14 protein-coding genes are annotated in these 26,382 nt (G+C 55.9%); 3 read left to right on the forward strand and 11 right to left on the reverse strand.

All coding sequences use genetic code 11. The annotated features are described in order from the left end of the window. Positions 1 to 63: 63 nt before the first annotated feature. The 5 genes from RHM61_RS15985 to RHM61_RS16005 all read right to left on the reverse strand — a co-directional run bounded on the left by RHM61_RS15985 (position 64) and on the right by RHM61_RS16005 (position 17,544). The gene (locus RHM61_RS15985) at positions 64 to 13,911 is read right to left on the reverse strand and encodes an autotransporter-associated beta strand repeat-containing protein (protein ID WP_322248285.1); all 13,848 of its coding nucleotides are present in this window, start codon (positions 13,909 to 13,911) and stop codon (positions 64 to 66) included. Between the two features lie 389 nt (positions 13,912 to 14,300). Further along, on the reverse strand, positions 14,301 to 15,014 hold the full coding sequence (locus tag RHM61_RS15990; RefSeq protein WP_322248286.1) for an ABC transporter ATP-binding protein: 714 nt from the start codon (positions 15,012 to 15,014) through the stop codon (positions 14,301 to 14,303). After that, the gene (locus RHM61_RS15995; RefSeq protein ID WP_322248287.1) at positions 15,011 to 15,772 is read right to left on the reverse strand and encodes an ABC transporter ATP-binding protein; all 762 of its coding nucleotides are present in this window, start codon (positions 15,770 to 15,772) and stop codon (positions 15,011 to 15,013) included. The genes RHM61_RS15990 and RHM61_RS15995 overlap by 4 nt, the downstream gene beginning before the upstream one ends. Beyond that, positions 15,773 to 16,660 carry a branched-chain amino acid ABC transporter permease gene (locus tag RHM61_RS16000; RefSeq protein ID WP_322248288.1) on the reverse strand — a complete coding sequence of 296 codons (888 nt, stop codon included), beginning with the start codon at positions 16,658 to 16,660 and terminating at the stop codon, positions 15,773 to 15,775. Next, entirely contained in the window at positions 16,660 to 17,544 is an 885-nt protein-coding gene (locus RHM61_RS16005) for a branched-chain amino acid ABC transporter permease (RefSeq protein WP_322248289.1), read from the reverse strand. Before RHM61_RS16005 ends, RHM61_RS16000 begins: the two co-directional genes overlap by 1 nt. 354 nt (positions 17,545 to 17,898) lie before the next feature. Here RHM61_RS16005 and RHM61_RS16010 point away from each other — a divergent pair, with 354 nt between their 5' ends. Both RHM61_RS16010 and RHM61_RS16015 read left to right on the forward strand, forming a co-directional pair. Then, positions 17,899 to 18,630, forward strand: coding sequence for a hypothetical protein (locus tag RHM61_RS16010; protein ID WP_322248290.1), 732 nt, complete (start codon positions 17,899 to 17,901; stop codon positions 18,628 to 18,630). 236 nt (positions 18,631 to 18,866) lie between these two features. Continuing rightward, positions 18,867 to 19,595: a carbonic anhydrase family protein gene (locus RHM61_RS16015; protein ID WP_322248291.1), complete on the forward strand. Its 729-nt coding sequence runs from the start codon at positions 18,867 to 18,869 to the stop codon at positions 19,593 to 19,595. 45 nt (positions 19,596 to 19,640) lie between these two features. Here RHM61_RS16015 and RHM61_RS16020 read toward each other — a convergent pair whose 3' ends face one another. Together RHM61_RS16020 and argH are read right to left on the reverse strand one after the other, a co-directional pair. Beyond that, positions 19,641 to 20,789: an ABC transporter substrate-binding protein gene (locus RHM61_RS16020; protein ID WP_322248292.1), complete on the reverse strand. Its 1,149-nt coding sequence runs from the start codon at positions 20,787 to 20,789 to the stop codon at positions 19,641 to 19,643. A gap of 115 nt (positions 20,790 to 20,904) precedes the next feature. Further along, positions 20,905 to 22,308 carry an argininosuccinate lyase gene (gene argH / locus RHM61_RS16025; protein WP_322248293.1) on the reverse strand — a complete coding sequence of 468 codons (1,404 nt, stop codon included), beginning with the start codon at positions 22,306 to 22,308 and terminating at the stop codon, positions 20,905 to 20,907. 226 nt (positions 22,309 to 22,534) lie between these two features. On the opposite strand from argH, the gene RHM61_RS16030 reads away from it, so the two are divergent. Next, positions 22,535 to 23,284, forward strand: coding sequence for a LytTR family DNA-binding domain-containing protein (locus RHM61_RS16030; protein WP_322248294.1), 750 nt, complete (start codon positions 22,535 to 22,537; stop codon positions 23,282 to 23,284). 5 nt (positions 23,285 to 23,289) lie between these two features. On the opposite strand, the gene RHM61_RS16035 is transcribed toward RHM61_RS16030, so the two are convergent. The 4 genes from RHM61_RS16035 to RHM61_RS16050 all read right to left on the reverse strand — a co-directional run bounded on the left by RHM61_RS16035 (position 23,290) and on the right by RHM61_RS16050 (position 26,019). After that, positions 23,290 to 23,517, reverse strand: coding sequence for a hypothetical protein (locus RHM61_RS16035; protein ID WP_322248295.1), 228 nt, complete (start codon positions 23,515 to 23,517; stop codon positions 23,290 to 23,292). Positions 23,518 to 23,639: 122 nt separating this feature from the next. Then, positions 23,640 to 24,272: a glutathione S-transferase gene (locus tag RHM61_RS16040; RefSeq protein WP_322248296.1), complete on the reverse strand. Its 633-nt coding sequence runs from the start codon at positions 24,270 to 24,272 to the stop codon at positions 23,640 to 23,642. Next, a complete protein-coding gene (yghU, locus tag RHM61_RS16045) occupies positions 24,269 to 25,132 on the reverse strand; it encodes a glutathione-dependent disulfide-bond oxidoreductase (protein ID WP_322248297.1) in 864 nt (287 codons plus the stop codon). The genes RHM61_RS16040 and yghU overlap by 4 nt, the downstream gene beginning before the upstream one ends. 74 nt (positions 25,133 to 25,206) lie before the next feature. Then, positions 25,207 to 26,019 carry an EAL domain-containing protein gene (locus RHM61_RS16050; protein WP_322248298.1) on the reverse strand — a complete coding sequence of 271 codons (813 nt, stop codon included), beginning with the start codon at positions 26,017 to 26,019 and terminating at the stop codon, positions 25,207 to 25,209. Between the last annotated feature and the right edge of the window lie 363 nt (positions 26,020 to 26,382).

Raw genomic sequence — 26,382 nt, forward strand, 5'->3', positions numbered from 1 at the left:
CAGCGCTGGAACGACAAATGACAAATGACAAACGGCACCGCAGTGCCGTTTGTCATTTTTTGTCTACCAATGCCACAACACCCCGATTGAAGCAGCGGTGCTGCCGGCATGGCCTTGGCCAGTGCGCTCGAGTCGATCAACATGGCCATACACGCTGAATTGCTGATTCAAGGCCAAGTTAAAGCCGGCACTGAGTTCAAGCGCCGTATAGCCGCTGCTGCTGGCAATATCGGTGCTGGATGGCAAATTGACGAAGCGCGTGATGCTGTTGCCCGAGTTGGCACGATACACATTGACGCTGACATCCGGTTGCAAAACCCCGATTGCGGTGCTGGTCTGCCCTTTGAGGCGCAAACCGGCGCGCGTTACCCAGCCGGCGGCATTGTGTTGCTCGACCGTGGCACCGGAAATCGCGGCATCATCGAAACGCACATCTTGGTGGATCAACTGCAATTGCGGCTCCAGCGTCATCCCTGCGCTGATTGGTAAGGTCCAGCCAGCTTCTAAAGAAGTGCTGAGGGTACTGCCTTTAGCATTGCTGGCCATGCTGCCGATTGGTGTGATGCTGTAGTGGTGGGTGCCGCTCTGCAGCACGGCATCGAGATAATAATGCGCGGCCGTGTTGGTGTAGGTTAAATATGCACCCTTGTATTCGGAACGAATGTCGGTATTGCCGACCAAACCGGTGGTGCCACCGGCAAAGCCGCTGACGCTGGCGTTGCCGTCAAGCTTGCCGACATAGACGCCACCGCGCAGTTGTTTGTCGGCATACACATCGGTGCCGGCTTGGAAGCCATTCAGGCGACCGGTGCTGCTTTGTTGCACTGCGCCGTCTTGGGCCGAGTTGATCTGCGTGCTGAGCAGACGCCCCCAAGCGTGCCGAGCCTGGGCGTCGAGTGGATCGATCGATTGTGTATGTTGATTGTCGTCGCCATTACGATGACTGCGATTGCCCAACATGCTCAAGTCAGCTTGACGCGTTTGGGCTGCCAGCGCGGCGAACAGCGGCACTTCGATGCGGTAAGTCGTGACTGGGGCGGTTACCGGATCCGATGGAGCTAATGGGTTAGACGGTGCCGGTGCTGTCAATTGCGAGCGCAAATACCAGTCTTGACCAGCGCCGCTGAGGTCACCGGCATACAAGCGGTATTGGTAGGCGCCGGCATCGACGTGAGGGGTAGTCACAGCGGCCAGCACGGCAGCACTGCTGGCGCGCATGGTTCCGGGTACGCTCAACGGTACGGCGGTCGAGCCGGCCAAGGCAAAGGCATCTTTTGACGTTTGTGCCGTGGTGGTGGCCCCATTTTGGGCAGCAATCACTTTAATACCGTTGCCGCTGGTTAATCCACCGAGCCCACCGAGATTGACGATTTGTACCGTGGTTTTGCCGCTGGCACTGGCAGTCGGGCCATTCAAGACCAGCATGTCAGAAACGCCAGCAGCAGAAAGATTGCTGCCCAATTGCAAAGTCCCGCCATTGCCAGTGTAAGCACCGTTGACGGTGAGCGTTGTGCCCGCTACGCTGCCAAGCAGCGAGACCGTGCCGCTGTTGCTTAAGCTCGCCACCGTCTGATTGAATCCGGCCAGATCGAGCTTCGCTTTTGCTGCCACGGTGTAAGCCGAGGCCGGGCTAAGGGTATTTGCTGCACCGGCGAGCAGTGTACCCGCGTTGATGGTGGTGCTGCCACTGTAGCTATTGCTGCCGCTGAGAGTGGTGGTGCCGCTGCCGATTTTATTGATAGCGACCGTGCCAGCGCCATCGGCAATCGAGCCGGCGAAACTGGTCGAGCTGTTGTCGTTACCGAGCTTGAGTTCGGCCGCCGCGGCGGCAGTGTTGGTGATACTGCCGGCGCTGCCGGCGAGCGAGCCGACGTTTTGATTGAAGCCGCACAAATCGACGCTGGCCCCGGCGACAGTGCTGAGCGCTGAATTGTTACCTAGGGCGTTGCTGGCACAAGCTTTGAGCGTGCCGCCGCTGACGGTGGTGGCACCGCTGTAGGTATTGGCACCAGACAGTGTCAGCGTGCCGCTACCGACCTTAGCCAAACCGAGTGCGGCGCTGCCATCGCTGAGAATACCGGAAAAATTACTCGAGCTGTTGTCGCCACCGCTGCTCAGTTGCGCGGCAGTGGCACCGTTATTGGTGACGCTGCCAGTGCCGGCCAGCGAACCGATCAGTTGATTGTAACCACCCAGATCGAGCGTGCTGGTGCTGGTCAGTGTGATGGCAGAATGCGGGCTCAGTGCATTCGCGGCCGTAGCGCTGAGGGTGCCGGCGGTCAGCGTGGTGGCACCGCTGTAGGTGTTGCTGCCAGACAAGCTTAGCGTGCCACTGCCTGCTTTGCTCAAGCCTACCGTGCCGAGGCCATCGATGAGGCTGCCGGCAAAGCTGGTGGAACTGTTATCGGCGCCAGCGCTGAGCACGGCGGCGGTGAGCCCACTGTTGGTGACGTTACCGCCAGTGCCGGCCAAGGAGGCGATGGTTTGATTAAAACCGCCGAGATCGAGGCTGGCCGTGCCGGCGATGCTGACGGCCGAGTTCGGGCTCAAGGCTTGGGCCGCACCGGCGCTGAGCGTGCCGGCAGTCACGTTGGTGGCGCCACTGTAGGTGTTCGTGCCGGCCAGAGTCAGGGTGCCGCTGCCGGTTTTGCTCAAGGCGACCGCGGCCGTGCCATCTTGTATGGTGCCAGCAAAAGCCGTGGAGCTGTTGTCGCCGCCGCTGCTGAGTGTGGCCGGGCTGCTGCCGCTGTTGGTGACGCTGCCGCCGCTGCCAGTGAGCGAGCCGATGGCTTGGTTATAACCGCCCAGATCAAGGCTGGCACCGGCGCCGGTGCTGACGGCCGAGTTGCTGCCGAAAGCATTGACTGCCCCAGCAGCCAAGGTGCCGGCGCTGATGGTGGTTGTTCCGGTATAAGTATTGCTGCCGGACAGAGTTTGGGTGCCGCTACCGGTTTTGCTGAAGGCGACGATGCCGACGCCGTCAGCGATGGTGCCGGCAAAATTACTCGTCGCATTATTGCCGCCGGTAGTCAGCAATGCGGCTGCCGTGCCACTGTTGCTGATATTGCCGCCACTGCCGACCAAAGAACCGATGCTTTGATTATAGCCAGCGAGATCGAGATTGGCACCGGCGGCCGTGCTGACGGCAGAATTGCTACCGAAAGCATTGACGGCTCCGGCCGCCAGGGTACCGCTGCTGACTGTGGTGGCACCACTGTAGGTGTTCGTGCCGGTCAGAGTCAGGGTGCCGCTGCCGGTTTTGCTCAGGGCGACCGCGGCCGTGCCATCTTGTATGGTGCCAGCAAAAATCGTTGAGCTGTTGTCGCCGCCGCTGCTGAGTGTGGCCGGGCTGCTGCCGCTGTTGGTGACGCTGCCGCCGCTGCCGGCGAGCGAACCGACGGTTTGGTTGTAGCCCCCGAGATCAACCGTGGCACCGGCCGCGGTACTCAGCGCAGAGTTGCTGCCAAAGGCATTGACCGCTCCAGCCGCCAGAGTGCCGGCGCTGACGCTGGTGGCACCGGTGTAGCTGTTACTGCCGCTCAGAGTAGTCGTGCCGCTGCCGATCTGACTGACACCGCCGCTGCCGCTGATGGCATTGGCCAAGCTCAAGGCATCGCTGCGATTAAGTGCCAGCGTGCCACTATCGCTGACGGCACCACTGCCTAAGCTGCCGCTATTGCCGCCTGCGCCAACTTGTAAGGTGCCCGTACCGATGGTGGTCGTACCGGTGTAGCTGCTGTTGCCGGCTAACACAGTGGTGCCGGCCGCCGTGTTGGCCACATTGAGTGACACGGGGCCGCCAGCGGCATTGTCGCTGATGATGGAATTAATGCTCAGTACCGCAGTAGGGCTGGCATTACTCAGATTGAGCGTTGATGGCCCGGCAATGCCGGCAGTCAGCACCCCTTGGTTAGGACTTTGGCCTATGGTCAAAGCTTGCGCGCCATTGGCCAAGGCAATCGTGCCGGTGGTGCTGTTACTGGTATTGCTACCGATGACCAAGCTGTCATTGGGCGAATTGTGGTTCATCGCCAGCACCGTCGGTGCCGTACTCTGTGACATCAGTAAGGATTGTATCGTCGTTGTGCTGCTGGCTAAATAATTCTGCCCTGAGGCACTGCCGCCATTGACTAACTGCACCACCGCGTTTCCGGCCGGAATATTTGGTATCGCCACGGGACCGGCGGCTGGATCGGAATACACGTTTTGTGCAGCGGTTTGCAGAGCCACGACGTAATTGATGCCAGCGACGTTTTGAATGGATGCAAAATTCACGCCATTCCAGAGGGAACCTCCACCGATTTGAGTCTGTGCGTCATTGGCCCCGGCACTGCTGCTGGTGATGAAACGCGCACCAATTGTGGCGCCGGTCGCGCCGACAAAATTGGTCGTGCTGTTGGTGGCGAGCGCGCCGAGGTTGAGATCGATATCAAGGGCGCCATTTTGATTGAATTTCAGCGTACCGGCACCGATACTGTTGGTGGTGCTGCTCAATGTTTGTATGACGCCATTGTTTTGGCCTGCGCGTCCGGTGACCAGTAAAGTGCCGTCCTGCAAAATCAAGGCCGAGCCGGCCGCTAAAATATTTGTCAGCGGTGCACCAGCGGCGGAAAAATCCAAGTTCAGTGTGCCGGCTTGTATCGTCGTCCCGCCGCTGTAGTTATTCGCCGCACTCAGAGTTTGCATGCCGCTGCCGGTTTTCAGCAGCGCCAGACTGGCTGCGCCATCTTGCATGATGCCGGCAAAACTGCCGGAGCTCTGATTGCCACCCAGGCTAAGCACGGCGGCGCTGGCACCACTGTTGGTGACAGTGCCGGCGCTACCAGACAGGGCGGCGATGGCTTGATTAAAGCCACCGAGGTCAAGCGTGCCGCCGGCGGCGGTGCTGACGTGAGAATTGCTGCTCAAGGCATTACTGGCAGCGCCGACCAAGCTGCCGGCGGCGATGGTAGTGGCACCGCTGTAGGTATTGGTACCGGAGAGGGTGAGCTTGCCGCTGCCGGTTTTTGTCAGTGCCAGGGCGGCCGTGCCATCCTGTATGCTTCCGGCAAAGCTACTGGAGTGGTTGTCGCCGCCACTCGTCAAGTTGGCTGCTGTCGTCCCATTGTTGGTAACACTGCCGCCGCTGCCCGACAGAGAGGCGATGGTTTGGTCGTAGCCGCCGACATCGAGGGTCGCACCGGCTTGGGTCGTGACGGCCGAGTTACTGCTCAAGGCATTGAGGGCGGCGGCGGCCAAGCTGCCGCTGATAATCGTGGTAGCCCCGCTGTAGCTACTGTTGCCGGCCAGAGTTTGGATGCCGCTACCGGTTTTAGTCAGACCGACAGCGCTGTTGCCGTCACTGAGCACGCCGGAAAAGCTGGTATTGCTGTTATTACTGCCAGTGATTAACAGTGCGGCATTGCTACCGCTGTTGGTCACCGTACCGCCGCTACCAGCCAGCGAAGCGATGGTTTGCTTATAACCACACAAATCCAAGCTGGTACCACTGCTGGTAGTGAGCGCAGAATTGCTGCCGATTGCATTGAGCGCACAAGCGCTGATCGTGCCGCTGCTAATCGTGGTGGCACCGCTATAGGTATTAGTGGCGCTCAAGGTCAGAGTACCGCTGCCGGTTTTGCTCAGAGCGACTGCAGCCGTGCCATCTTGTATGGTACCGGCGAAGCTGGTGGAGCTATTGTCGCTGCCAATGCTGAGTGTGGCCGCTGCCGTGGCGCTATTGGTGACCGTGCCAGCGCTGCCGGCGAGCGAACCGATGGCTTGGTCATAGCCGCCCACATCGAGGCTGGCACCGGCGACTGTGCTCAGTGCCGAGTTACTACCTAAGACATTCGCGGCCCCGCCGCGCAGTGTGCCGGCGCTGATGGCGGTAGCGCCGCTGTAGCTATTGCTGCCGCTGAGCGTGGTTGTGCCACTACCGATTTGGCTGAGACCACCGCTACCGCTGATGGCATTGGCGAGCGTGATGGCATCGCTGCGATTGAGGGCCAGGGTGGCATCGGTAATGACTGCACCGCTACCGAGGCTGCCGCTGCTGCCGCCGGCCCCGACTTGTAAGGTACCGGACCCTATTCGGGTGGTGCCGGTGTAGTTGTTGTTGCCAGCCAGCACCGTGGTGCCGGCTGCCGAGTTGGCGACATTGAGTGAAACGGGGCCACCAGCGGCATTGTCGCTGATGATGGAATTAATGCTGAGTACAGAAGTATGGCTGGCATTGCTCAGATTGAGCGTTGATGGCCCGGCAATACCTGCAGTCAGCACCCCTTGGTTAGGACTCTGGCCTACGGTCAAGGCTTGTGCGCCATTGGCCAAGGCAATCGTGCCGGTGGCGCTGTTGCTGGTATTGCTACCAAGGACCAAGGTATCACTAGGCGAATTGTGATTCATCGCCACGATTGTCGGCGCTGTGCTCTGTAACATCAGTAAAGATTGAATCGTCGTCGTGCTGCTGGTCAAATAATTCGGCCCCTGACTGGTGCCGCCATTGACTAAGCTGACCAATGCATTGCCGGCGGCAAGATTCGGTATCGCTACTTGGCCGACCGCAGGATCAGAATACACCGTCTGTACCGGGGCTTGCAGCGCCACGACATAATTGATGCCACCGAAACTTTGAATTGATGCAAAAGTTACGCCATTCCACAGTGAGCCACCGCCTAATTGAGTCTGAGCATTGTTGGCCCCGGCACTGGAGCTGGTGATGAAACGTGCACCCACTGTCACGCCAGTCGCGCCGACAAAATTGGTGCTACTGCTGGGATTGAGTGCACCGAGGTTGAGGTCGATATCGAGAGCCCCATTTTGAATAAATTTCAGCGTACCAGCATCGCTACCGGAATTGTTGACGGTACCACTCAAGCTTTGTATGACGCCATTGTTTTGTCCCGCCCGGCCAGTGACGACCAGCGTGCCGTTCTGTAACGTCAAGGCCGAACCCGCCGCCAAGATATTACTTGCCGGTGCGCCGACGGCAGAAAAATCCAAATTCAGCGTGCCGTCTTGTATCGTCGTGCCACCGCTATAAGTATTCGCAGCGCTCAGGCTGAGGGTGCCGCTACCGGTTTTGAGCAACGCCAAGCTGGCCGCGCCATCTTTGATGGTGCCGGCAAAACTGCCGGAGCTGTTATTGCCGCCGGTGTTGAGCACGGCTGCGCTGGCACCGCTATTGGTGACGGTACCGGCACTGCCGGACAGAGCGGCGATAGTTTGATTAAATCCGCCGAGGTCAAGTGTGGCACCGGCGGCGGTGCTGACGACCGAATTATTACTGAAAGCATTGACGGCAGCAGCGGCCAAGGTGCCGCCGCTAATCGTGGTGGCACCACTGTAAGTGTTGGTGCCGGAAAGGCTCAGGGTGGCGCTGCCGACTTTCGTCAACGCGATCGTGCCAGTGCCATCCGTGATATCGCCGGCGAATTGGCTGGCAGTATTATTGCCACCACTCGTGAGTACAACGCTGGCAGCGCCACTATTGGTGACCGTGCCGCCGGTGCCCGACAGCGAGCCCAGCGTTTGATGATAACCACCGAGATCAAGCGTCGTGCCGCTGGCGGTTTGTAGCGCCGAATTATTTCCGAGGGCATTGACGACACCGGCAATCAAGCTACCATGATTCAGAGTGGTGGCCCCGCTGTAAGTATTGTTGCCGGACAGAGTCAAACTGCCTCTGCCGGCTTTAGTCAAGCCAGTCGTCGCCGAGCCATCTTGCAGAATACCGGCGAAAGTGCCGGAACTGTTGTCGCCGCCCATCGTTAAGGCTGCGCCTGTTGCACCAGAGTTGGTGACGCTGCCGCCGCTGCCGACCAGCGAAGCGATGGTTTGGTTAAACCCACCGAGATCGAGAGTGGCACCGGCCACCGTGCTGACGGCCGAATTGCTGCTCCACGCATTGTTGGTCGCGGCGGCCAGCGTGCCAGCGGTAATCGTGGTGGTGCCGCTGTAGGTACTGCTGCCAGAGAGCGTCAGCGTGCCAGTGCCGGTTTTTGTCAAGGCCAGGCTGGCCGTGCCATCCTGTAGTATGCCGGCAAAGTTGCTGGCGGCATTATTTGCACCGCTAGTCAGCACGGCGGCAACGAGGCCATTGTTAGTCACACTGCCACCGCTGCCAGCGAGTGCAGCGACGCTTTGATTGAAGCCGCCCAGGTCGAGGATTGCACCGGATGCAATGTTCAAGGCCGAATTGCTGCTTAAGGTATTGGTGGCTGCAGCGGCCAGGGTGCCGGCGCTAATCGCGGTACTGCCGCTATAGGTATTGCTGCCGGACAGAGTCTGCGTACCGCTGCCAAGCTTGCTCAAAGAAACTTGGCCGACACCGTCGCTGATCACACCAGCAAAATTGTCCGTGCCGTTAGCGCTACCGGTGCTGAGCACGGCGGCAGTGCTACTGCTGTTAGTGACGGTACCGCCACTGCCATTCAAGGACGCGATAGCTTGGTTGAAGCCGGCCAGATCAAAGCTGCCAGCGGTGTTGGTAGTGAGGCCAGAACTGCTGGCAAAGGCATTACTGATGGCGGCGCTCAAGACGCCGCGGCTGAGCGTGGTTGCGCCGGTATAGCTATTGGCCGCCGCGAGGATGAGAGTGCCGCTGCCGTTTTGCGTCAAACTGCCCGTGCCGCTGATATTGTTGTTGAGCGTGATGCTGTCGCTACGATTGAATATCAGGCTGGCGTTATTGATGACGGCACCGCTGCCGAGCGAGCCGGAGCTGCTACCGGTACCGATTTGCAGCGTGCCGGCGTTGATGCTGGTCACACCGCTATAACTGTTGGCAGCAGTTAACGTTTGCGTGCCACTACCCACTTTCGTCAAACCTAGTGCGCCACTACCATTTTGTATCGTGCCGGCGTAAGTGCTGCTGGCATTGTTTGTACCCGTCGTCAGCACGGCCGCAGTCAGCCCGCCGTTCGTCACAATACCGCCGCTGCCGCTGAGCGCGGCGATGCTTTGATTGTAGCCGCCGACATTCAGGGTCGCACCAGCTACCGTGCTGAGCGCCGAACTACTGCTCAAGCTATTGAGAGCGCCGGCGGCCAAAGTGCCGGCGGCAATGGTGGTGTTGCCGCTATAAGTGTTGCTGCCGGACAGGGTCTGCGTGCCACTGCCACTCTTGGTCAGGGCCACACCGCCGCTACCGTCGCTTATCGTGCCGGCAAACGTGCTGGAGGCATTATTGTTACCGGTATTTAAGAGCGCTGAACTCGCGCCACTGTTGCTGACGTTGCCACTGCCGGCCAAGCTGCCGATGTTTTGATTGTAAGCAGCCAGATCGAGCGTCGTTCCGGCGTTGGCAGACAGCGCCGAGTTCGTGCCGAAGGCATTGATGATGTCGGCACGCAGTGTGCCTTGATTGAGTAAGGTAGCACCGCTATAAGTGTTCGCTGCGCTCAGCACTGTCACGCCGCTGCCATTTTGTAGCACAGCCCCGCTGCCGCTGATGGCGTTGGCGACGGTAGCTGTATCGCTGCGATTGAACGCGAGGCTGGCATTATTAGTCACACTGCCGCTGCCAAGTGAACCGCTGCTAGCACCCGCACCGATTTGCAGCGTGCCGGCATTGACTGTGGTCAGCCCAGTATAACTATTGGTCGCGCTCAGGATGCTGGTGCCGCTGCCCGCTTGGGTCAAACTGCCGCTGCCGCCAATGTCATTGGCGTAACTGGCGCTGTCACTGCGATTCAACACCAGGGCGGCGTTATTGGTCACAGCACCGGTACCGAGAGAACCACTGGTGCCGCCAGCACCGACCTGCAGCGTGCCGGCGCTGATCGTTGTCGGGCCACTATAAGTGTTGGGGCTGGTGTTGCTCAGAATGGTGGTGCCGCTGCCATCTTGCAATACACCGCCGCTGCCGCTGATCTGGTTGGCGACGCTCAGGCTGTCGCTGCGATTGAAGGCGAGGCTGCTGTTGTTGACGACATTACCCGTGCCAAGGGTACCGGCAGTGCTGCCAGCACCGACCTGTAGCGTACCGGCGCTGATTGTCGTGATGCCGCTGTAAGTGTTGGCGGCGGTCAAAATGGCGGTGCCAATGCCACTTTGCAGTAAATTGCCGGTGCCGCTGATCTGGTTGGCGACGTTCAGGCTGTCGCTGCGATTGAAAGCGAGGCTGCTATTATTGATGACAGTGCCAGTACCGAGGGTACCGGCAGTGCTGCCAGCGCCAACCTGTAGCGTGCCGGCGCTGATCGTCGTGGTGCCGCTGTAAGTGTTGGCACCGTCCAGTATGGCAGTACCAATTCCGTTTTGCAGTAAATTGCCGGTACCGCTGATCTGGTTGGCGACGTTCAGGCTGTTACTGCGATTGAAGGCGAGGCTGCTATTATTGATGACATTTCCAGTACCGAGGGTACCGGCAGTGCTGCCAGCGCCAACCTGCAAGGTGCCGGCGTTGATCGTCGTGGTGCCGCTGTAAGTGTTGGCACCGTCCAGTATGGCAGTACCAATTCCGTTTTGCAGTAAATTGCCAGTGCCGCTGATTTGGTTGGCCACGCTCAGGCTGTCGCTGCGATTGAAGGCGAGGCTGCTGTTGTTGACGACATTACCCGTGCCAAGGGTACCGGCAGTGCTGCCAGCACCGACCTGTAGTGTACCGGCGCTGATTGTCGTGATGCCGCTGTAAGTGTTGGCGGCGGTCAAAATGGCGGTGCCAATGCCATTTTGCAGTAAATTGCCAGTGCCGCTGATTTGGTTGGCGACGCTCAGGCTGTCGCTGCGATTGAAGGCGAGGCTGCCGTTATCGACGACACTACCAGTACCGAGGGTACCGGCAGTGCTGCCAGCACCGACCTGCAAGGTGCCGGCGCTGATGGTCGTCGTGCCGCTGTAAGTGTTGGCGCTGCTGTTGCTCAGAATGGTGGTGCCGCTACCATTTTGCAGTAAATTGCCGGTGCCGCTGATCTGGTTAGCGACGTTCAGGCTGTCGCTGCGATTGAAAGCGAGGCTGCCGTTATCGACGACACTGCCAGTACCGAGGGTGCCGGTAGTGCTGCCAGCACCGATCTGCAAGGTGCCGGCGCTGATCGTCGTGGTGCCGCTGTAAGTGTTGGCGGCGGTCAAAATGGCGCTGCCAATGCCATTTTGCAGTAAATTGCCAGTGCCGCTGATTTGGTTGGCGACGCTCAGGCTGTCACTGCGATTGAAGGCGAGGCTGCTACTATTGATGACATTGCCAGTACCGAGGGTACCGGCAGTGCTGCCAGCGCCAACCTGCAAGGTGCCGGCGTTGATCGTCGTGGTGCCGCTGTAAGTGTTGGCACCGTCCAATATGGCAGTGCCAATGCCACTTTGCAGTAAATTGCCAGTGCCGCTGATTTGGTTGGCCACGCTCAGGCTGTCGCTGCGATTGAAGGCGAGGCTGCTGTTGTTGACGACATTACCCGTGCCAAGGGTGCCGGCAGTGCTGCCAGCACCGACCTGTAGCGTACCGGCGCTGATTGTCGTGATGCCGCTGTAAGTGTTGGTGGCGGTCAAAATGGCGGTGCCAATGCCATTTTGCAGTAAATTGCCAGTGCTGCTGATCTGGTTGGCGACGCTCAGGCTGTCGCTGCGATTGAAGACAAGGCTGCTGTTGTTGACAACATTACCCGTGCCAAGGGTGCCGGCAGTGCTGCCAGCACCGACCTGCAAGGTGCCGGCGCTGATCGTCGTGGTGCCGCTGTACGTGTTGGCACCTGCCAGTATGGCGGTGCCAATACCATTTTGCAGTAAATTGCCGGTGCCGCTGATCTGGTTGGCGACGTTCAGGCTGTCGCTGCGATTGAAGGCGAGGCTGCTGTTGTTGACGACATTACCTGTGCCAAGGGTGCCGGCAGTGCTGCCAGCACCGACCTGCAAGGTGCCGGCGCTGATCGTCGTGGTGCCGCTGTAAGTGTTGGCGGCGGTCAAAATGGCGCTGCCAATGCCATTTTGCAGTAATTTGCCAGTGCCGCTGATTTGGTTGGCGACGCTCAGGCTGTCGCTGCGATTGAAAGCCAGGCTGCCGTTATCGACGACACTGCCAGTACCGAGGGTGCCGGCAGTGCTGCCAGCGCCAACCTGTAGCGTGCCGGCGCTGATCGTCGTGGTGCCGCTGTAAGTGTTGGCGGCGGTCAAAATGGCGGTGCCAATGCCATTTTGCAGTAATTTGCCAGTGCCGCTAATTTGGTTGGCGACGCTCAGGCTGTCGCTGCGATTGAAAGTGAGGCTGCCGTTATCGACGACACTGCCAGTACCGAGGGTGCCGGCAGTGCTGCCAGCGCCAACCTGCAGCGTGCCGGCGCTGATCGTCGTGGTGCCGCTGTAGGTATTGTTACCGCCCAGGATGGCGGTGCCGCTGCCATTTTGTAGTAAATTGCCAGTGCCGCTGATTTGGTTGGCGACGCTCAGACTGTCGCTGCGATTGAAGACGAGGCTGCTGTTATTGACGACATTGCCCGTGCCAAGGCTACCGATAGTAGTGCCATCGCCAACCTGCAAGGTACCGGCGCTGATTGTCGTGGTGCCGCTGTAAGTGTTGGCGTCAGCCAGAATGGTGGTGCCGCTACCAAGTTGCTTAAAGTCACCTGTGCCAATGATGGGATCGCTAAGCGTCGTGCTGTTATTGAGATTGATCGCCAAAGTCGCATTGTTAGTGACGGTACCGACGCCTAACACACCAGTCGAACCGCCGTTGCCGACTTGCAGCGTACCGCCAGTGATGGTGGTGCCATTATAGTCACCGATGATGTTGGGGGAGGTCAGGGTCGCAATGCCGGTACCGAGTTTGATCAGTGAACCACCGCTATTGCCCATGCCCACATTGATGTCGAGATCGCTGACGGCATCGCTGCCACGCGTGACGTCAAAGGTGATGGCGCTGGACCCATTCATATTGAGGTCGTTGGGCGAGGTGATGCTGTTTTTTGCGCCGCCATTAGTCTTGAAGATGATGCCTCGACCACCTTCGACCCAGTTGAGGGTGGCATTGCCGATGATGCTGCCACCACCATGGCTGTCAAAATTAAACGTGGTACTGAAGTCGTAGCGATTGGCACCACCGAAAGCATTGAGCAGCAAGCTGCTGCCGTTATTAATATTGATGCCGCTGCCGGAATAGTTGTTGACACCGTTGGTGTATAAGCCGAGCGAACCGGCATTGATATTGATCACCCCGGTGTAAGCGCTGGCATTGTTGAGAATGGTCAGGCCACTGCCGTTTTGATTGAGTGTGCCGCCGCCCCTGAGCTGATTGCCCATAGTATAGGTATCGCTACGCGCGAAGTTCAGTGTGCCGTTATTTTGAATGTTGCCGCGACCGAAAGTGCCGGAAGTCGCGTTGTTTCCCACTTGAACAATGCTGCCTGCGCCAATGGTGCTGGCACCGCTGAAGGTATTGGTGCCGCTCAAAATGATGGTCGAGGTTCCAGCGGTAGTCAGTGGGCCGGTGCCAGACAGCACAGAACCTATTGTCAGATTGCCGCCATTGGCGGTGATGAGGGTGCCGCCGGCCGACAGGCCTAAGGTCCCGCCCGTCAGTGTGTACGCCGTGTTGGAAGTTAAATTTCTGATATTGAGGGTGCCCGCCAGGGTGACCGTGTCACCGCCACCCGGCGCGGCGGCGGAAGCATTGAACACCGCATCATCGGTGCCGACATTGCTCCATGGTGCCCAGATGCTGCCGTTATACCATGTTGCCGTCGTGGTATCCCACGTTCCGCTGCCGCCTTGACCAGCGGCGTTGCCACTGGCGTACCAAATCAGCGCAGTGGCATGTACCGTCGGGTACGCCGAGAGTAGCGCGAGACAGGCAATTTTCAGTTGCAAAGTGAAGCGAGATTGCGCTGGCGTCGCAGCGCTCGCCGCCCGTCTGCCTTTGCCATGGGATTTGGTATTTTCAGAAACTGCTACCGAGGTGCCTGTCATTGCATTCCATATCGAGCGAAATATCCGGTTCATACCATATCCTTTTTAAACTGAATGAAATGGCATCGGAGTGTTGCAAGAGCGCTGGCAAAGGTCCGCTGTCACGAAAATTTGAGTTTCTATTTTGGCGTAATGTGTTATCTATTACATACGCACTCGATGGCAAATTCAAGGATGGCCGACACCTCAACTTAATATATTTTTAATATTCTCAAAAAAGCAACATTTTTTTTCCGCACGTCAATTGACTGAAAACAAGTGCGTACATAGGGGAAACTTTCGAGCTGAAATAGTGTTAGAAACCCAATTTTTTTGAGAAACTTTAAGGGAATAACACGCATTCAGCGGCGCCGCCACTGCCGCATTGTGGTTGGCAGTGGCAAGCGTCGGCAGCTTGGATCAGGAGGGGGGAGGGGAGTAACTCAGCCGCCGAGGTAGGCGGCAATCACTTGTGGGTTATTGAGTAAGTTGGCACCGCTATCATGCAAAACAATGGCACCATTTTCCAGCACATACGCTTGGCTGGAAATTTTCAAAGCCTGACGGACATTTTGTTCGACCAGCAAGACCGTCAAACCGGCACGATTGATTTCCCCGATTACCCGGAAAATTTCCTGCACCATCAAGGGTGCCAAGCCCATCGATGGTTCGTCGAGCAGCAATACTTTCGGCCGTGCCATGAGCGCGCGCGCAATCGCCAGCATTTGCTGTTCGCCGCCAGAGAGATTGCCGGCCAAGCCGGTTGCGCGACTCTTGAGTACCGGAAATAAGCTCAGTACCCAATCGAGGTCAGCACTAATGGCCGCCTTATCGTTGCGGGTGTAGGCACCGAGCGCCAAATTTTCACTGACCGTCAGCGTGCCTAAGATTGCTCGTCCTTCTGCCACCTGGACCACGCCGCGCCTGACGATGTGATGTGGCGCGAGCGTGCGCAAATCGCTTTCTTCCAACAGAATGCGTCCGGCCTGGGCGGCGATCAATCCTGAGATCGCCAGCAAGGTGGTGCTCTTGCCAGCCCCATTGGCACCAACCAAGGCGGTGATTTCACCTGGCATGAGCGCAAGTGAAATACCTTTGAGCGCTTCGATCTGACCGTAGGCGACGCGCAGTGCCTCTATGCGCAGTAAGGGCATCATGCCGCATCCTCCCGACCCAGATAGGCTTCAATCACCAGCGGATCAGTGCGTATTTGCGCAGGTGGGCCTTCGGCAATGATTTTGCCGAAATTCAGTACGGCGATGCGATCGCATAATTCCATTACAAAACGCATATCGTGCTCGATCATGAAAATGGCAAAGCCGCGATCCCGGATGTTTCGTATTTCTGTCATCAATTCAGTTTTTTCTGCCGGATTCATGCCCGCTACCGGCTCATCGAGCAACAGCAATTTCGGTTGCGTCGCCAGAGCGCGGGCAAATTCGAGCTTGCGTTGCTCACCATACGACAAATTGTTAGCCAACAGCGCCGCCTTGTGATCGAGCTTGACCCAACTGAGTAATTCTAATGCGCGCTCGCGCGCCTGTCGTTCCGCGGCGCGGAATGAGGGTAGGCTAAACAGGAGACCGGCAACCCCATAATTCAAATGCGCATGCATGCCGACGACGACGTTCTCCAATAAACTCATTTCCTTGAAGATACGGATATTTTGAAATGTCCGAGCAATCCCGAGGCCGGTAATCTGGTGCGGTGCGACCTGGCTCAGATCCTCACCATTGAAACTGATCATTCCGGCAGTCGGCCGCAGCAAGCCGGTGATCAAATTAACGATAGTCGTTTTACCGGCACCGTTGGGCCCGATCAAGCCGTAAATACTACCGACAGGCATGTTGAAACTGACATCTTGCAATACCTGCAAGCCGCCGAAATGTTTGCTGACTGAAGCTAATGCGAGCATTCAAGCTCCCTCTGACAAAGATTTTTTAGTGGCAGCACGCATAGCGCTGCGCCATTGCCGCAAGCGGGCCGGATCCCATATGCCCTTAGGTAAATACAGAATGACAATGATAAGAATGAGGCCGTTAGCAGCGAGCCGGTAATCTTTCAAACCATGCATGAGCTCGGGCAAAATGCTCAAAGTACTGCTGCCAATCAGCGGGCCGAGCAGGCTGGCCGTGCCACCGAACACGGCCATGGTTAAAATATCGACCGCATTTTCAAAACCGTAATTGCCCGGACCTATCGTGAACGTGTAATGGGCATTGAGGCCGCCAGCCAGCCCGGCGATCATGGCCCCGAGTACAAAGGCGAGCAGCTTATACGCGGCCACATTCACCCCCATCAGGCGAGCTGCGATCTCATCTTCTTTAATCGCCTCAAACGCCCGACCGACCTTGGATGCGCGCAAGCGCGCCAACAACAGCAACACCAGCACCAAAGCCAACATGATGTGATACCACTCGGTTTTTAGCTCGATACCGTTCAAACCCATAGGGCCGCCGGTAAAATTCAAGTTGAGCACGATCACTCGCACCACTTCGCCGAAGCCCAAGGTTGCCATCGCCAGATACACGCCCGACAGACGCAAGGTCGGAATACCGATCAGACACGCCACCAGCGCCGGTGCCGCTGCAGCGGCGGCCAGCGCGAGTGGAAATGGCAAGGCCGTCTGCATGGTAATCAGTGCGGCGGTATAGGCACCGATACCCATGAAGGCGGCATTCGCCAGCGACAACAAGCCGCAGGAAAGTGTCAGGTAAATCGACAGCGCCAGCAGAGCATTGATGCCTATGCCGAAAATCACGCTGCTGTAGATTGCCCAAAATCCATCAAACCATTCCGCCATCATCCCGCCTTTCTTTCTGAAGTTTTGCCGAACATGCCGGCTGGCTTGAACAATAAGATTAAAAATAATAAACCGAAGGCGACGGCATCGCGAAAATCGCTGGACAGATACGCCACCGTCATGACTTCGGCAAAGCCGAGGAACAGGCCACCGAGCAAGGCACCACGGATGTCACCCATGCCACCCAAGATGATGACGGCAATGCCCTTATGCAGCATCGGTTGCCCCATGAAGGGAGAAATCGCATTGAAAGACAGCCCGACCAGCACACCGGCCGCCCCACCGAGTGCCGCTGCGGCAAAAGAAGTGAGAAAAAACAAGCCCTCAACATTAATGCCGAGCAAATACGCGGCTTTCGGCGATTCGGCAATCGCCCGCAGCGCCCGCCCCAACTGCGTGCGGCGCATGACGAGCAGTAAGGCCAGCATCAAGACAAAAGAAATCACTACAATCGCCAGTTGCACTGCCGTTAAATGCACATTTCCTAAGCTAAAACTGTCTTCGGGGATCGTGCCGAAGGGGAAGCGTTGATTCTCTGCGCCGAACCAGCCTTGGGAAATATTCGTGATCATGATCGCCACGCCTATGGTCGCAATCATCGGCGCCAAATGCGGTGCCGAGCGCTTGCGTAACGGCCGCAGCACCAGAAAGTCGACCGCTACACCGATGCTGCCACAAGCGAGCATGGCCAACACCATCGCCAACCACAAGGACAGATGAAAATAAGTGATCAGCAACAGCGCGATATAGCTGCCAAGCATGAAAATCGCACCATGCGACAAATTGATCACGCCGAGCACGCCGAAAATAAGAGTGAAGCCGAGCGCGAAGAGCGCGTACACGCTGCCTAGCGAGAGCGCATTGATCAGTTGTTGTTCGAACATGGTGTTCCAGACAGAGTAAGGGCGGACGTTACGCAATGAGCAAAATAATATTCTGCTGCATCATAGATAAACACGAATAATAATCAATAGGCAGCACCAATATACGCGCGAAAAACAACAATTGGGCGATCAGTAAACATTCTTTTCGAGCAGCCGGCGCGTCTCGCTGGCACTCAGTGCGCTGTGTTTTGCCGTGTTTAGTACTAATCCCATTCATGTGATGTAAAAAATCAGACCTGTCTGATTTTCATGGCGATACCAACTGCGTATCGTAGATCAATGATGAAACAATCGAGTCCACGGCATGGATTGTTTTCATGGACGACGGAAAAACTCTAATAGGATCACAAAACAATGACTTTTTTTACCCCCAAAAACCTGCTCAAGCTCACCGCCATCATGGGCTCTGCCAGCTTGCTCGTCGCCTGTGGTGGTGGCGGTGGTGGCAACACCATAGACAGCCGCTTTCCTGTTGGCGAAGCTACCTATAATCTTTTAGATACTTACCAGCAGAAAAATTTGCGGATTACCGGCACGTCTGACCGGAATGGCTACTCGACTGGGCTGTCGGGCTCGGTCAATTGGTCGCAAGATGCGCTGCGTGCGCAATCTTACTTCAACGGCATCCCGGCGTGGGAACAAAGCACCCGAGTCAGCGGCTCTATGTATGAGGGTAATTATTACCAGCAAGTGTATAACAACGTGATTCACTATGTGGATGGGCAACGCAAGCCGCTAGGCTACAGTGACGATAGAAACTATTGCGTAGTAACAAGTTCTGCGCCTATCCCTGAGTATTTACATCCGGGTGAGGGCCTTGTGTATGCAAATTACCGCTGTTACAGCGATGCCAGCATGCGCTATCAGACCGGCACGCTGAGCAGCAGCTATGTACTCGGTGACGGGCCCTCACTGTTCGAAGCCAACTTGGCACATATCGAAACCTTCAACAAAATCGGCCAGGGTGCCCCCGATGTGACGCAAACCAATTACGTGATCAATTTATCTGGCGACACTTACTTCGATTCCGTCACCATCAATCGGCACGAGGATCGTTACAACGCATCGATCGTGTACGCGCCTTGATGGTGAGTCGTAGGGTGGCTGCAGCTTAAGTCCCAGTGCTGCCGAACCAGCAGCACTGGGAATGGTCAATGCTGTAGCCGTACTAAAATTTCGAATATGCAGATTGCACACAAATTTTTATTAAAAATGAAATTCAATTAGACAAGTCCCGTATCGTCACCTATATTTTCTAAGGAGCCCCTGCTTGCATTGAGGTGCGGTCTTGAAACTAAGCTATTTATCCCATGGAGGCGAACATGAAAAAAATGTGGATGTTGTTAACCCTGAGTTTGATGAGTACTCTCGCACTGGCTCAGCACGGTGGCTGGAGTTACGAGGGCGAAACCGGGCCTGAGCATTGGGCCAAGCTGTCGCCAGAGTCGGCCGACTGTGGCGGTAAGAATCAATCACCGGTGGATTTACATGGTTTCGTCAAGGCACAGTTGGTTCCGATCGCCTTCAATTATCATGCTGGCGCGAATGAAATGATCAACAACGGCCATACGATACAAGTCAATTATCTCGAAGGTAGCCAAATAAAAATTGACGACATGAAATTTGCACTCAAGCAATTTCATTTTCATGCACCGGCGGAAAATTTGATCATGGGGAAATCCTACCCACTCGAAGCGCACTTTGTACATGCGGCAGACGATGGTGAACTCGTGGTGATCGCCTTGATGTTTAAGGTGGGCGCTGAAAATGCAGCGCTGAATAAATTGTGGCCATCGATGCCAGCCGAAAAAGGACAAAAAAACACCCTTCCAGCTCTGTTTGCCGCGGCCGATTTAATGCCGAAACAAAAAGACTACTACCGCTTTGAGGGTTCCTTGACCACTCCACCCTGTACCGAAGGAGTGCGCTGGTTAGTGCTCAAACACCCGGTTGAAGCATCGGCCAAGCAAATCGAAAACTTTTCTCGGCATTTGGAGCACGCGAATAATCGGCCTGTGCAGCCAACTAACGCCAGGGTGATTTTGAACTGAGTCGCCTGACGATGCAGTAATGCGGGCTGCAGCCCGCATTACTGATTACTTCAATAAAATGAATTTCCCGCCTTTAGCAATATTTACGATCGCATCCTGCTGTGCATCATAGCCAACTTCTTTGCCATCCTTACTCACCGGGCGACGGAAGGCGAATTTGCCAGTTGCTCCTTCGAATTTCACTGCCGGTAAAGCCAGGCGCAGCGCCAATCTGTCTTTTTCCAAATTGCCACTCAACTTGACTGTCTTGAGTGCTTCGGCCACGATATACATGGCATCGTAAGCTTGGGCGGCGAATTGATCGGGCTCGCTGCCATAACGCGCTTTGTAGGCGGCGATGAACTGGGTATTGGCCGGTGCCGTGTTTTCTGCCGACCACGGACTGCCCATCAAGGTTTGATCGGCCGCGTCTTTGGCAATCTCAAACAGCTTAGGCGAATTGAAGCCGTTGCCGCCGATAAAAACTTGCTTCATGCCGAGTGAACGGGTTTGTAAAATGATGTTGGCCGCTTCTTCTGCCAAACAAGAACAGACGATGGCATCGGGATTCGCTGCCTTAATCTTGGTCAGTTGCGCTTTAAAATCAACATCGCCTTTGGCATAGGTTTCGGTTTCCGTGACCGCTATTTTCTGCTCACTTAACGCAGTTTTGAAGACATCGTAGCCGCTTTTGGTAAAGGCATCATCGTTACCGTAGATGATCGCGACCTTCTTGATATTGAACTGTTTCACCGCTGCTTTCACTGTCACCGGCAAGACATCGGCTTCCATGACCGAGTTGCGGAACACGAAAGGCCCCATGGCCGTGATGCCATCGGCCGTATTGCTGGTGCCGAACACCACGGTTTTGCTGGCATTGGCGATAGGATCGGCAGCGAATGCAGAATTCGATAGGGTAGGGCCGAAGGCCATCAGTACTTTATGCTGAAAAATTAATTTCTTGAAGGCATTAATGGCTTCTTCTTTCTTGCCCTGTTCATCCTCAATCACCAGAATGAGCTTATTGCCATTGACGCCGCCTTTGGCATTGATGCTATCAGCCGCCAGCACGAAGCCATTTTTGATCGCGCTACCGTATTTAGCGGCCGGACCGGATAGGGCTTCGGCGACACCAATTTGGAGGTCGACGGCATGAGAAAGGGTGGCGCAACCGAAAAGGGCGGCGCTCAGTGCAAGATGAAGCTGGCGTGACATGGAATCTCCGTTTTTATCGTTTTTGCTCAATTGGCTCAAAGAGTGTAGGGCCAGACACGGCGGGCGGCAATCAAAAACAGCGATTTTTTTGCCGCCGCGCCAATCAATTGTCGTCTTACTCCAGCGGCAGCAATTTTTGACGTGCTCTGGCGATCGCAGCACGGACTTGCTTAGGTGCTGTGCCACCGACGTGATCGCGCGCGGCTACCGAGCCTTCCAAAGTCAATACCTCGTAAATGTCGGCCTCGACCAAGGCGGAATAGGTTTGCAATTCCGCCAGCGGCATATCACTGAGGTCGCAAGCACGTTCCACGCAGGTACGTACCGCATGCGCAACAGCTTCGTGGGCGTCACGGAACGGCAAGCCTTTTTTGACCAGATAATCGGCCAAGTCGGTTGCCGTGGCATAGCCTTGCAAGGCGGCGGCGCGCATGGCCTCGGGTTTGACGCTGATGCCGCCAGCCATGTCCGCAAAAATACGCAAGGTATCGACCAGCGTATCGACGGTATCGAACAAGGGTTCTTTATCCTCTTGATTATCTTTGTTGTAGGCCAAAGGCTGGCCCTTCATCAGCGTGAGCAGGGCGATCAAATGGCCATTGACGCGGCCGGTTTTGCCGCGCGCCAATTCCGGCACGTCCGGGTTTTTCTTTTGCGGCATGATCGACGAGCCGGTGCAGAAACGGTCGGCGATATCGATGAAGCCTATGCGTGGGCTCATCCAAATGACCAATTCTTCCGACATCCGCGAAATATGCGTCATTACCAAGGCGGCAGCAGCGCAAAATTCAATCGCGAAATCGCGATCTGATACGGCATCGAGTGAATTTTGACAAACCTCATCAAAGCCGAGCGTGCGTGCGACACGTTCGCGGTCGATTGGGAAAGTCGTGCCAGCCAAGGCGGCGGCACCGAGTGGCAAGCGATTGACACGTTTGCGGCAATCTTGCATGCGCTCGGTATCGCGGCCAAACATTTCTACATAGGCCAGAATGTGATGGCCGAAAGTGATCGGTTGTGCCACTTGCATATGGGTAAAGCCAGGCATGATTGTTTCGGCATTTTTTTCCGCCAAATCGAGCAGCGCGCTGCGCAAAGCGGTGAGCAAGACGACGATATTGTCTATGGCGGCGCGCAAGTACAGGCGGATATCGGTGGCCACCTGATCATTGCGCGAACGGCCGGTATGTAAGCGTTTGCCGGCATCACCAACGAGTTCGGTCAGGCGTTTTTCTATGTTCAGATGCACGTCTTCGAGGTCGAGCAGCCATTCGAACTGACCACTGTCAATTTCCGCTTTGATTTGCTGCATGCCGCGGCAAATATCGGCGTAATCCTGGGCCGTGATGATCTGTTGCGCGCTGAGCATTTCGGCGTGCGCCAGCGAGCCTTCGATATCCACAGCGGCCATGCGATTATCGAAAAACACCGAGGCCGTATAGCGCTTGACCAGATCGGACACCGGTTCAGAGAAGCGGGCAGACCATGCCTCGGTTTTTTTTTGGAATTGTGATGTCATGATGAAATAATTAGCGGTTGAGGCGAAAATGGTAATGAATTGACCAGGCGTTTGCAAGGAATTGCCTCGATTATAAAACAATGAACCCTGTTTGCCTTTGTAAATAAAGCCTGTGAAGCGCAATAAGCGGCGCATGGGCCGCGTTTGAGTTTCCTCAAGCCGCCAAGCGGATCTTGATTTATTTTTCTTCACTGAGCGTTTTCTACCGCAAAGGTGAAGCATGACTGTGCCCAGGGTTTTTATCATTGCCAATGTCGTCACGGAGCGGCAAAGCGTGTTTGCCAGATTGGCAGCACTGCCGGCTCAGGGTCGCCATCTCATTGTCGGCGCTGCCCATAGCACCGATATCGGCTTGACAGAAATCCGGCTACTGCGACCGGAAATCGTGGTGGCTGTTGCCAACGTCGCTGCGGTGCAGCGCTTGCATGCACAACTGCGCCACATGATGGCAGTAGTGCCAAACGTGATTGGCTGTCAGGCCGACGGCAGTTGCGTGGTTTTTCCGGCGGCACCCAGCGGCGCGCTGCCATCTGGCCCGGTCAGCATACATCTGCACAATCTGTGTGCTGCCATAATCTATGTGCGAGAACGTGCGCGCGCGAAGGGCGCGCCGGTGCGCGATTTCTTTTCCGTCATTGAGCATCGTCGCCATGTGCTGGTGCCGGTGCGCGAAGTGTTGTTTTTGCAGGCGGGCTTCAAATACGTCAGCATTGCCACGCGGGAGAAGGAATTTCTAACCGAAGAATCGCTCATCACGCTGGAGCGCGAAATGCCCGATCACTTCATTCGCTTGCACAGAAATACTCTGGTAGCACGCAGTGCGGTGCTCGGCATCGAACGCGGCAATCGTTTTTGTGATGTTGGTACGCCGACTGAGCATGTCAGCACATTTTGGCAAGTCGTGGTATCTGGTTCCGAACAACGCTTGCGCGTGTCACGGCGGCGGTGGCAGCAGATCAGCAAGCTGCTGCGCTGAGTGCTTCAACGCCAAATCGGCAAGCCATTGATATCGGTATTCTCGTCATTGATCCAAGCTGGCAAGCCGCTGGTATCGGTCATGCCGAAATCGGCCAACAGATTCAATTGCTCTTGCTTTGCCATTTTCCCATGGCCCGCTTTGCGGGTAGATTTTCTCGTTTCGGCAACGGCAGGGGGCAGGATGTTCAAGCCGGGCAGTTCCAGCGTGGACTTATCTTTATTATCTTTCATCAGTCTCTATGGGGCGAAAATCTCAACGCGAATACGCAAAAAATGTGCGCAATCGAGCGCTGCAAGGCCGTAGATTATACCGGATTCCCCACCCCCGCGGCGCTCGTCCTGCACGATTCAAGCTACAGCGACATCGCCGCTCGTTGTGCCATCAGCGCCCGCCAGCGCTGTACATGCGGGTAGCGTTCATCGGCTTTGAATTTCACCACGCGCGCGAAGTCCACGGCCACCACGGCGGTGATGTCGACCAAACTGAAGCGCTTGGTGGCGATGAACTCGCGGTTTTCCAGGTGAGTGTTGAGGCTAAGGAAAAATTGCTGGATCCGTGCCAAACCGCGTTCGGCCAAGGCGGGAATTTGCTCGTAGTTAACGGGCCCTGGCAAGGCGCGTTGCTTCATCGCTGGGGCACTGTTGCGCAAGGCCTCGGCCACCGCGAGCAAGCCTTCAAATTCCACCCGCCAATTCCAACTGGCAATCTCGGCTTTTTCTTCCGCCGTGATTCCCATCAATGCCGGGGCTGGATAGACGGCTTCCAGATACGCGCTGATGCCGGCATTGTCAGTCAGTATGATGCCGCTTTCGGTTTTCAAAGCCGGCACCGTCGACAGAGGATTGATGAGTTGAAAAGCCGGGCTCAGTTGTTCGCCCTGGCGCAAGTCGACCGCTATCGTCTCGTAGTGCGCGCCTTTTTCGGCCAGTAGAATGCGCGCGCGACGTGGGCTCGGTGCCGTGCTACAGTCGTAAAAAGTCATCATAGTTTGTCCTGCGTCTTGGTATCAAAATCTTTGGCATCGTGGCGCTCGTGTAATTGGCTGGCCGGATCACCAAACACACGATTCACCATGCGTCCACGTTTTACCGCTGGACGCTGAGCGATTTGATCGGTCCAGCGCAGCACATTGGTATAGTCTTGAACTTGCAAGAATTCTCCGGCATCGTACAATTGTCCCTTCGCCAAACTGCCATACCAAGGCCAGATCGCCATATCGGCAATACTGTATTCGTCGCCGGCGATATATTCGGTCTCGGCCAAGCGGCGGTCGAGTACGTCCATTTGCCTTTTTACTTCCATGGCATAACGGTCTATCGCGTAGCCGATTTTCTCCGGCGCATACGCGTAAAAATGTCCAAAACCGCCACCGAGAAATGGCGCGCTACCCATTTGCCAAAACAACCAAGACAGGCACTCGGCCCGCGCCGCGCCGCCGGAGGGTAGAAAAGCAGAAAATTTTTCGGCCAGATACATCAAAATCGCGCCTGACTCAAAGATGCGGACTGGGCTGGAATCGCTGCGGTCAACCAGCACCGGAATTTTTGAATTCGGATTGATCTCCGTGTACCCGCTGCCGAATTGATCGCCCTCACTGATATTGATCAGCCAAGCATCATACTCGGCACCGCTATGCCCAGCCGCCAGCAATTCTTCCAGCAATACCGTTACCTTGACGCCATTTGGTGTGCCGAGCGAATACAGTTGCAGCGGATGTGCGCCCACCGGCAAGATGCGCGTATGTGTGGGGCCGGCAATGGGTCGATTGATATTGGCGAAGCGCCCGGTGGCGAGCTCTGGGGGTGTCCATATTTTTGCCGGGGTGTAAGTCGACGATTGATTCATAGTGTCGCTGCCTTTATGCACGTGAATGATGAGTGATCAGCTTAAATAGCATGCAAGCTGATCTCCGCTGATACCTAATCCCAAGCGAGCTCGGGAATTTCTCCCAAGCCTTTGAATACAGGTTTGGAAAACCAATACCCCTGCATTAAGTCAATCCCAGATGCTCTCAGGAAATCTCTTTCAGGACGCGTTTCTACGCCCTCGGCCAGGATCTGTATGTCTAAAGTCTTGCAAATGCTGACTAAGCCATTGACGATAGCTTGTCTTGGCAGATTATCGTCAATCCCGCGTACTAAATCCATATCAATTTTAATGATATCGGGCTGGTATTCGGATAATAAATTGAGTCCGGCATAACCGGCACCAAAGTCATCAATCGCAGTATGAAAACCAAAGCGTCGGTACTCCCTGAAAATATTCACCAGATGCGGACGATCTTCGATGCGTTCACCTTCAGTGACCTCGAAGATAATCCTCTCTATCGGGAAATTGAACTTGGTCGCCGCTTCAAAGGTAGTGCGAATACACACTTCGGGACGGTAGATCGCATTCGGCAGGAAATTAATTGACAGCAACTCTTGCATATTCAGGCGAGCCGCACCCTCGATTGCTTTTGAGCGGCAAAGTTGATCAAATCGATAGCGATTGCTATCATTAATTTTGGCTAAAACAGACGCCGCCGACTCGCCATTTGGGCCACGCACCAGTGCTTCATGCGCATAGATGCTGCGAGTAGATAACTTAACAATTGGCTGGTAAGCATACTCAAACTCAAAATCGAAGGGTTCACCGTTTTGACAACCAGCGCATGCTTTGGCCAAGCTCGCTTGATCTGGCAAGCTATTCATGTCCCCTCGATATGACAAATCAGGGTGAATTTGAATCATCGCTATGCCTCCATTTCTGTATCAGAATTAAAACCAAGCACCGTTGCAAAATAAGCCAACTGTCACGTCGATAGGTTCATTATTCGTTTTGGCGATTTTATGTATTTCTTGTAGGTCTACGAGAGACAGCTTGCGAGTGGCTTGACTAATACAAATTAATTGTTTTATTGACACGTCTATCCTATAGGGTAGGTTTTTCGGTGCTTTGATGGTACTCCGAAATACCTGGGCGTGTTGAATTTAGGAAATGTTTGATGGGGCAGGTGCGTTTGGCAGGAACGCGGCTACGGGCGCTTGTGGTGATGATCTGGTAAAGGCCGCAAGCGCTCAGCCTGTCGCAGGCGCGCAGCAGCGGCGTGCGAA

This window comes from Undibacterium sp. CCC3.4 (assembly GCF_034347425.1).
In the GTDB taxonomy this organism is placed as follows: domain Bacteria; phylum Pseudomonadota; class Gammaproteobacteria; order Burkholderiales; family Burkholderiaceae_D; genus Undibacterium.